The organism is Streptosporangium sp. NPDC006013, assembly GCF_040614275.1.
GTDB lineage: Bacteria > Actinomycetota > Actinomycetes > Streptosporangiales > Streptosporangiaceae > Streptosporangium.
Window position 1 is genome coordinate 25,761 of the sequence record NZ_JBEXUE010000009.1, and the last position, 8,511, is coordinate 34,271.

Annotated in this window: 6 protein-coding genes; 3 read left to right on the forward strand and 3 right to left on the reverse strand. The window is 70.9% G+C overall.

The features are described from left to right. Positions 1–232 precede the first annotated feature (232 nt). Positions 233–661, forward strand: a complete 429-nt coding sequence (locus ABZ260_RS02825; protein WP_355612092.1) for a hypothetical protein — start codon at positions 233–235, stop codon at positions 659–661. A gap of 133 nt (positions 662–794) precedes the next feature. On the opposite strand, the gene pyrE is transcribed toward ABZ260_RS02825, so the two are convergent. Continuing rightward, positions 795–1,331: an orotate phosphoribosyltransferase gene (pyrE, locus tag ABZ260_RS02830; RefSeq protein ID WP_355612095.1), complete on the reverse strand. Its 537-nt coding sequence runs from the start codon at positions 1,329–1,331 to the stop codon at positions 795–797. Positions 1,332–1,496: 165 nt separating this feature from the next. Between pyrE and ABZ260_RS02835 the strand changes: the two genes are divergently transcribed. Next, positions 1,497–3,809, forward strand: coding sequence for a zf-HC2 domain-containing protein (locus tag ABZ260_RS02835; RefSeq protein WP_355612098.1), 2,313 nt, complete (start codon positions 1,497–1,499; stop codon positions 3,807–3,809). Between the two features lie 276 nt (positions 3,810–4,085). Further along, positions 4,086–5,312: an NYN domain-containing protein gene (locus ABZ260_RS02840; protein WP_355612101.1), complete on the forward strand. Its 1,227-nt coding sequence runs from the start codon at positions 4,086–4,088 to the stop codon at positions 5,310–5,312. Positions 5,313–5,355: 43 nt separating this feature from the next. On the opposite strand, the gene ABZ260_RS02845 is transcribed toward ABZ260_RS02840, so the two are convergent. Both ABZ260_RS02845 and ABZ260_RS02850 read right to left on the reverse strand, forming a co-directional pair. After that, positions 5,356–5,988, reverse strand: coding sequence for a response regulator (locus ABZ260_RS02845; RefSeq protein ID WP_355612109.1), 633 nt, complete (start codon positions 5,986–5,988; stop codon positions 5,356–5,358). 3 nt (positions 5,989–5,991) lie between these two features. Further along, on the reverse strand, positions 5,992–8,511 hold a 2,520-nt coding region (locus tag ABZ260_RS02850), incomplete at its 5' end, for an ATP-binding protein (RefSeq protein WP_355612112.1).

Sequence of the window (8,511 nt, forward strand, 5' to 3'; positions counted from 1 at the left end):
ACCACCACTTCGGGGCGTACGGATGTGGCCTCGGCATGGTCTCGGCGCCCACCGGCAGGAAACTTCCGGAGGACTCCTGGTGCTCGCCGGTACGGGATCTCCAGTATGACCTGGTTGGTTATAGGGGATCTTCTAGGATTTCGGGGCTTCGGTGCTGATTCGCCAGGTCAGTCGTGAAATATCCTCACGAACCGCTAATCTCCACTGTGTGGGACGCCACAGGTCTGACCCCATGGGTATCGCCCGCCTGGTCCTCGCCGGACTGGCGGCGCTGGCGCTCGTCGCCCTGATCGTGGTCGGGGTCCTCTCGCTGATCGGCAGTCTCGGCTCCGGCGCCGAGACGGACCCGTCGGCCGCGCCGGCCACCACCACGTCGCCTGCGGACGCCTCTCCGACCGCCTCCGCCACTGCCGAGCGGGTGCCGACGGTTCTCGTCGAGTGCCTGCGGGAGCACTGCCCCACGGTCTTCCTGAAGGTCACCGGGGGCGATGTGCTGCTCGACCGGGAGATGGCCAAGGGCGAGCAGTTCCAGTCCTTCGACCCCAAGGTCGACGTCGTGCTGGCCGACTCGGCCGCGGTCCGGGTCCAGGTGAACGGGACGGTCCGGGCACCCGGCGGGGCGGGGGAGCGCCAGGAGTTCACGGCCTCCCGAAACCGGTAGTGCGCTGTGGATCCTCGCCGTGGCGAGGATCGGCCGGACGGCACCTCGCGAGGTGGAGAAGGTCACCGCGGCCTGCCCCGGGGACAGAAACAGGGCCCTTCCGGGGAAGACCCGCGAGGCGCCGGTCGATCCTCTACTCCAAGCCGAGGTCGGCCAGGGTGTAGGCGGTCCGGTACGGCAGCCCGGCGTCGGCGATCGCCTGGGAGGCTCCCCGGTCCACGATCGTGGCGACCGCCACGACCTCGGCGCCCGCCGCGCGCAGCGCCTCCACCGCGGTCAGCGGGGAACCGCCGGTCGTGGAGGTGTCCTCCACCGCGAGCACCCTCCGCCCCGCCACATCCGGCCCCTCGATCCGGCGCTGCATGCCGTGGGCCTTCTGCGCCTTGCGCACCACGAACGCGTCGAGCGTCCTGCCCCGCGCGGCCGCCGCGTGCAGCATGGCGGTCGCCACCGGGTCGGCGCCCAGCGTCAGCCCGCCGACCGCCTGGTAATCGAGATCTTCGGTGAGGTCCAGCATGACCCGCCCCACCAGCGGCGCCGCCTGCCCGTCGAGGGTCACCCGGCGCATGTCCACGTAGAAGTCGGCCTCTCTGCCCGAGGACAGCACGACCTTGCCGTGCACCACGCCCTTGCCCTTGATCTCTGCCAGCAGGTTCTCGCGATCGCTCATGGCACCAAGGTTAGGGCGATCCGGAAGGCCGCCCGATCCGGGGCCGCCGGGAAGCGGCGCCGATCCGGCCGCCGGATGGCAAAAGTGCGATCCGGGTTTACGTGCGGCGCGGACTGCGAGATTATCCGGCAGGCAACTCCGGGTAATGGTGAGGTCACAATGGGTGTGGAAGCATCTCAAGGCGACGCTGAACTGCTGGCTGCCGCCAGGAACGGCGACGTGGCCGCCTACCGGGTGCTCCACCAGCGGCACGCTCCCGCGGCGTACGCGCTGGCCCGCCTGCTCCTCCCCGTCGAGAGCGGGGTCGAGGGCGTTGTCGAGGAGACGTTCGCGGCGGTCCACCACGTGATCGACCAGGGAGACGGCCCGGAGCAGGCGTTCCGCGTCCACCTGCTCACCGCCCTCCGCCGTACCGTCGGCGACACCTCCGACGCGGCGGATCTGGAGGGCTCGCCGGTGGCCAGGGCCTTTTCGTCCATGCCGGAGAGGTGGCAGCTCGTCCTGTGGCACGCCGAGGTCGAGAGGGCCAGGCCCGACGACACCGGACTCCTGCTCGGCCTGACGGTGAACGGCGCGGCCGCGCTCGCCTACCGGGCGCGGGAGGGGATGCGCCAGGCGTGCCTGCGCATCCACCTGGCCGAGACGACCGCGCCAGAGTGCCGGCCCGCACTGGCCAGGCTGGGCCACCACATCCGTGGCGGCCTGACCAGGGAACAGAGCAGGATCGTGGACGAGCATCTGGAGGGCTGCTCGGGCTGCCGCGCGGTGCTCACGGAGCTGACCGGCATCGGCCAGAGCATCCGCTCCGTCATCGGCCCGCTCATCGTCGGTCCCGTGTTCCCCGCCTATCTGGCGGCGCTCGGCAGGATGGGCGTCACGACGGGGGGCGGGCTGCCCGGCCGCTGGCGGCAGGCTCCCCGATCCGTGCGGCGCGCCGTCACGGCCGGTGCGGTCACCACCGCGGTCGCGATGGTGGCCGCACTCGTGCTGGTGTCGGGCTCGGAGCCCGCGCCCCCGCCGAACGCGGCCTCCGAGCCGATCGTCATGGCCCCGGCGCTCCCCGGCGTCGTACCGACACTCTCCGGGCAGCCGAAGGCGTCCGGAGGTGAGAGCGGCGGGGCCGGCGCCGGCGAGCCGGTCGAGACCGGGCCGGGGCCGACGGGAACGGGGCAGGACGGCCAGACGGGTTCCTGGCTCGCGCCCCGCCTGGTGGCCAGGATCGACGCGCTCGGTGCCCTGATCAGGTCCGAGGCCGGCATCGTGGCGGTGCGGCTGCGCAACGCGGGGCGTGGGCAGAGCGAGGAGGTCGTCGCCTACGTCGGGCTGCCGCGAGGCGTGACGCTGCCGTCCGGATCCCGCGGGGGACACTCCGTCGGTGCCGTCGCGCCGGTCGGCACGGTCGACGGCTGGTCCTGCCGGGCGTGGCGGCGAGGTGCCCGGTGCGTCCGCGGTCCGCTGCCGGCGGGCCGGGCCACGGCGGTCTTCCTGAGAGTCCTGGTGTCGGACGACGCGCCCTACGGGGCGGCGCCCTCGGTCACGGTCTCCACGGCGGGGACGCGGGTGGCCGCCAGGTCGCGCGGCGGCGTACGGGCGGAGGGCGCTCCGGCACGGTTCGCCACCGACGGCCGGGTGGCCGTCTCCGCGATCGGCAACACCCTGCTGAGCTGCGCGCCCTCGGAACCCGGGTGCGAGGCGGCTCGCGCGGGGCAGGGCAACCGGCGCGACAACAACAGCTGGGAGATGCGTCCCCTCGATCGTGACGGGGATCCGTCGACGAGCTCATCGAGCGCCGCCCGGCTCGTGCTGCCGGCGGTCGGCAAGGTGGTCTGGGCGGGACTCTACTGGTCGGCGAGCGCGCCCCCCAGCGGGCGGATCAAGCTCAAGGTGCCGGGGGAGACGGAGTACCGGCAGGTCAGGGCCGCGCGGGTGGTGGAGCGAGAGCTGCCCGTGGGGCGGGGCTACCAGGCGTTCGCCGATGTGACGCGGCTGCTGGGCAGGGCACGCGGGACGTACTGGGTGGCCGACGCCTCGATAAGGCCGGGCGTCTCGCGCCATGCCGGGTGGAGCCTGGTGATCATCGTGGCCGACCCGCGCAGACCGTACAGCCAGACCGTCGTGCTCGACACCGCGACGGTGCTGGAGCGGGGGCATCGCTCGATGCGGATACCGCTCGGAGGTCTGACACCCGCCGACGCGCCCGCGAAGGTGGACCTGGTGACCTGGGAGGGTGACGCGGGCGTCGCGGGTGATCGGGTGAGGCTCGGTGGCCGGACCCTCCGGCCCGCCGGAGGGGAGCGGGACCCGCGCAATCCCTTCGACGGATCCGCCACCGGGGCGAGGGGCGCCCGCGCGACCTTCGGCACGGACGTGGACCGCTTCCGGGCACGCCTCGGCCGTGCCCCGGTGCTGGAGCTCAGCACGCACCAGGACGTCCTGCTTTTCGGCGTGGCGGCGGTGAGCGTGCGGACCGCTCCGTGAGGCGCGTTCGAGAAGGCCGGGCCTCCGGTACGACGGACGCGGTGCGGGACCTCGAAGACGGATGGCGTATAGCACCCCGCAGAGGGGGTTGACGAACGGGACAAACTGGTACGGTCTGCGTAAACGGTCCGGCGTATGGTCGAGCGCGGGTGGAATCGTCGGGATTCACCTTCGGATGGTCAGCCGCTTGATTACCCTGAGGAAGGGCCGTCTGTCTGGGCTCTTTCGGGCTTGTCTGAGCCAGCGGATCGGGCCACGTAGGAAGGGCGGTGTCAGGTGGATCGTTGCGCGCTGTTCGTGGACGCCGGTTACCTGCTGTCCGACGGCGCGATGGCGGTGCACGGAACCCGCCACCGCGAGGCGGTCTCCTGGGATTACCCGGGGCTGCTCCAACTGCTCAACAAGCTGTCGAGAGAGCGCACCGGCCTGCCGCTGCTCCGCTGTTACTGGTACGAGGCGACGGTGGAGGGCAGGCGTACTCCCGAGCACGACACGCTGGCCGACATCCCCGGCCTCAAGCTCCGCCTGTCCCGCATCCGCCCCGGCCGCCGCGAGGGCGTCGACGCCCAGGTCCACCGTGACCTGATGACGCTGGCCCGCAACGGCGCGGTCTGCGACGCGGTCGTGGTCAGCGGCGACGAGGACCTGGCGCAGGTCGTCTGCGACGCCCAGGATCTCGGTATCCGGGTCACCGTGGTGCACATCAGCGCCGACGGCAGCTGGGCCGTCTCCCGCACGCTCCGCCAGGAGTGCGACGACCTGATCGAGATAGGTGCCGGCCAGTTGCGGCCGCACGTCAGCCTGATCGGCGACGAGGCGCCTCCCCTGGCGGTCAACGGCCACCAGCACGGTACCAACGGCCACTCCGTCGCGACTCGCGGCAGCAACGGCTCCCCGGTGGCCGGCCCGGTCACCAGCCCGGTGACCAGCCCGGTCCCCGCGGTTCAGGCACCCCGTGCGGCCCATGCCCAGCACGCGCTGCCCTCCGCCTATCCGAGCTACACCCAGGAGTCGCCGGCGACCCCGGTCACACCGGCCGCTCCGGCCGCCCCGCCACCCCAGATGCCGCCGCTTTCGCCCGCTCCCACGCCGTCGCACGCGGCCGTCAACGGCTCGACCGGCCCGCTGCAGCCCGCCCCGCAGTACTCGCTGGGCAACACCGGCGGCATGCCGAGCTACCAGGCGTCGCAGATGGGCGCCTACACCGGTCCTCAGTCGGCCCCCGTGCCGGTGCAGAGCACCGGGAACGGTGCCGCGACGACCCTCTCCGACGCGGTGAAGGCCGCGCACAAGGAAGGCCACGACTTCGGCGAGTCCGTCGCCAAGGACGCCCCCGCCCTGTGGCTGGAGGCGGTTCTCGCCCGTAAGCCCCGGATGCCCTCGGACCTGGAGGCACGGCTGCTCCAGGGCTCCTCGCTGCCGATCGACTTCCTCCTGCACGACGAGGTCCGTCACGCCCTGCGCCGCGGCTTCTGGGACGCTCTGGAGCGCGCCCGCCGCTGAGGTTCGCGCTCGGCGAGCCGGTGTCGCGGACCGGAAACCCCGGTCAGGTGAGGGCGTCGAAGCCGGCGCGCAGGTGGTTGAGGCGGTTGGTCAGGTCGGATATCGAGCCGACGAGGCCCGGGGCGCCGTTCTTGCGTGCCAGCTCGGTGACCCGGGCGAGCTCGTTCTCGACCGCGGCCAGGCGCTTGGACAGCTCGGGCAGCACGGTCGCCTGCTCGTCCGCCTCGCCGGGCGGCAGCTCGGCGGAGAGGTGTTCGCGGAGCATGGCGGCCTGCTCGGCCAGCCTGCGGTTCATGTTGTAGAGCTCCACGAACACCGCGACCTTGGCCCGGAGCACCCACGGGTCGAAAGGCTTGGTGAGGTAGTCGACGGCGCCCGCCGCGTAGCTGCGGAAGGCGTAGTCGGGCGCGCTGTCGACCACGGTGAGGAAGATGATCGGGATGTTGCGGGTGCGCTCGCGGCGCTTGATGTGGGCCGCCGTCTCGAACCCGTCCATGCCCGGCATGCGGACATCGAGCAGGATCAGCGCGAACTCCGTGCCGAGCAGGGCCTTCAGCGCCTCCTCCCCGGACTTCGCCCGGACCGGTATCAGGTCGAGCGAGCTGAGAATGGCCTCCAGCGCGATCAGATTCTCCTCCCGGTCGTCCACCAGGAGGATCTTGGCTCTATCCGGCATCGATCACACGCCTTCGTCGGAGTCACCGGCCGGCTTGCCCCTGGTCAGCCAGCCGCGTAGCCGTTCCAGCAGGCGGTCGACGTCTACGGGCTTGGGCACGTAGTCGGAGGCGCCGGACGCGATGCTCTTCTCCCGGTCGCCTCGCATGACCTTAGCGGTCAGCGCGATGATCGGCAGGTCCGCGAACTGGGGCATCCGGCGGATCGCGGAGGTGGTGGCCCAGCCGTCCATCTCCGGCATCATTATGTCCATCAGGACGAGGGCGACGTCCTCGTTACGTTCCAGCTGCTCGATGCCCTCGCGGCCGTTCTCCGCGTAGATCACCGTGGAGCCGTAGCGTTCGAGCACGCTGGTCAGTGCGAACACGTTGCGGATGTCGTCGTCCACGATCAGGATCTTCGCCCCGGTCAGCGGGTCGTCGCCCTTCCACGGCTTGCCCTCGCCCTGCGGGGGGAAATGCGGCAGGGGCATGTCGTCGCCCCGCACCAGCTCCGGCAGGTCGTCGGAGCCTTCGAGCACGCCGATGAGCGCCGGGTTGCGGGGGGAGGAACTGGGGGCGCTCGCCCCACCGTCCCGTGAGGCCAGCGGACCGCCGTAGGACGGTGGCAGGTAGAGGGTGAAGGTGCTGCCCTCGCCGACCTTGCTGATCACGTGGATCTCGCCGCCGAGCAGGCGGGCGATCTCGCGGCAGATGGACAGACCCAGGCCCGTCCCGCCGTACTTCCGGCTGGTGGTGCCGTCGGCCTGGCGGAACGCCTCGAAGATGACCTCCAGCTTGTCCGAGGCGATCCCGATGCCGGTGTCGACCACCTCGAAGGCCAGGATGCCGTCGGCGCCGCGCAGGGTGTCGTCCACGAAGGCGACGGAGCGACCGGCGTGGATCACGCGCAGCCGTACCTCGCCCTTGGGGGTGAACTTGATCGCGTTGGAGAGCAGGTTGCGCAGCACCTGCTGGAGGCGCTGCTCGTCGGTGCGGAGTTCCTGCGGTATCGACGGGTCGACCTCGACGGTGAACGACAGGCCCTTGTCCTGGGCCAGCGGGGCGAAGGTGGCCTCGAAGTAGTCGACGAGCTTGGGCAGGGAGATCTGCTGGGGATGGATGTCCATCCGCCCCGCCTCGACCTTCGACAGGTCGAGGATGTCGTTGATCAGTTGGAGCAGGGCCGACCCGGCGCCGTGGATCGTCCTGGCGAACTCCACCTGCTGGGCGGTGAGGTTGCCGTCGGCGTTCTCGGTGAGCAGCTTGGCCAGCACGAGGAGGCTGTTCAGCGGGGTGCGCAGCTCGTGGGACATGTTGGCGAGGAACTCGGACTTGTAGCGCGAGGAGACCGCGAGCTGCTCGGCGCGCTCCTCCAGCGTGCGCCGGGCCTGCTCGATCTGGAAGTTCTGGATCTCGATGGCCCGGTTCTGCTTGGCCAGCAGCGCCGCCTTGTCCTCCAGTTCGGCGTTGGAGCGGCGCAGCTCCTCCTGCTGGCGCTGGAGCTCGTCGGAACGCTCCCGCAGCTCGGTGGTGAGGCGCTGCGACTCGGTCAGCAGGTCCTCGGTACGGGAGTTGGCGATGATCGTGTTCATCGTGACACCGATGGTCTCGACGAGCTGGTTCAGGAAGTCGTGGTGGATCTCGCTGAACTCGCTGAACGAGGCCAGCTCCAGCACACCGAGTACCTGGGTCTCGAACAGGACCGGCAGCACGACGATCTGCGCGGGTGTGGAGGTGCTGAGACCGCTGTCGACGGTCAGGTAGCGGGCGGGCACGTTGCCGAGGATGATCCCCCTGCCCTCCAGCGCGGCCTGGCCCACGATGCCCTCGCCGGTGGCGAACCGCTGCCGGGGGCCGTTGCCGGAGCGTACGCCGTATCCGGCGATGAGGTGCAGGTCGTGGTCGCCGGTGGGTTCGGCGAGGTAGAAGGCGCCGTAGTGGGCCGACACCAGCGGGGTCAGCTCGCTCATGATGAGCTTGGCGACCTCCATCAGGTCGCGATGGCCCTGCATGAGGCGGGAGATCCTCGCCAGGTTGGACTTCAGCCAGTCCTGTTCCTGGTTGGCGGTGGTGGTGTCGCGCAGCACCGCCACCATCATGTTGATGTTGTCCTTCAGCTCGCCGATCTCGCCCTCGGCGTCGACGGTGATGGAGCGGGTCAGGTCACCGGTGGCGACGGCGGTGGTGACCTCGGCGATGGCACGCACCTGGGTGGTGAGGCGTGCGGCGAGCTCGTTGACGTTCTCGGTGAGGCGCTTCCAGATGCCCTCGGCGCCTTCGACCCGGGCCTGGCCGCCGAGCTGGCCCTCGGAGCCGACCTCACGGGCGACCCGGGTGACCTCGGAGGCGAAGGAGGAGAGCTGGTCGACCATGGTGTTGATGGTGGTCTTCAGGGCGAGGATCTCGCCCTGGGCGTTCACGTCGATCTTGCGGGTCAGGTTGCCGGACGCGACGGCGGTGGTGACCTCGGCGATGTTGCGGACCTGGTAGGTCAGGTTGTTGGCCATGGAGTTGACGTTGTCGGTGAGGTCCTTCCAGACGCC